General features: G+C 64.8%; 1 protein-coding gene. It reads right to left on the bottom strand.

All coding sequences use genetic code 11. The features are described from left to right. Positions 1-229: 229 nt before the first annotated feature. On the bottom strand, positions 230-653 hold a 424-nt coding region (locus CXQ89_RS17720; protein ID WP_258060212.1), incomplete at its 5' end, for an isocitrate/isopropylmalate family dehydrogenase.

Here is a 653-nt window from a genome sequence, read left to right as displayed (position 1 = left end):
GACGCCGCGGTGATCGGCGTCGTCCTGCAAACGGTCATCGAGAATGTTCCAGAGCCTGGCTTCTGGAAATTCCTCTTCGAAGGCGGTCTTAGCGGGCGCGATCACGACCGGATTGGCGCTGATGAGGGCAACCAATGGCCGGTGCTGTCCGGGGGACATGCTCGTTCTCCTGATCCAATATGAATGTTGGTGGTGCCGGGCGGGTGGTGGCCCGCCCGGCGTCCGGGGGTTAGGCGTGGGTGAGGGTGGTGATGCGGTTGGTGACGGCGTCTGCGAAGTCGCTGGTGCCGGCGGTGCCGCCCAGGTCCTTGGTGGTGGTGCCGTCCAGGACTGTCGCTTCGACGGCCTTTTCGACCAGTTCGGCGGCCTGGAGGACGTTGTCGTCGTTGAATTTCGCGCCGAGGCAGCGCAGCAGCATCGCGGAGGAGAGGATCATCGCGATGGGGTTGGCGATGTTCTGTCCGGCGATGTCCGGGGCGGATCCGTGGGAGGCCTGGGCCATGGCGTGGGTGTCGGAGGAGTTGATTGACGGGGCGATGCCGAGGGACCCGGCGACTTCTCCGGCGAGGTCCGAGAGGATATCGCCGAACATGTTTTCGGTGACGATGACGTCGAACTTGTTCGCGCGGCGGACCATGTGGACGGTCATCGCG

This window comes from Arthrobacter sp. ZGTC212 (genome assembly GCF_002929255.1).
In the GTDB taxonomy this organism is placed as follows: Bacteria; Actinomycetota; Actinomycetes; order Actinomycetales; family Micrococcaceae; genus Arthrobacter_B; species Arthrobacter_B sunyaminii.
Note: the sequence above shows the minus strand (reverse complement) of the source record. Positions and strands in the feature narration are given on the sequence as shown.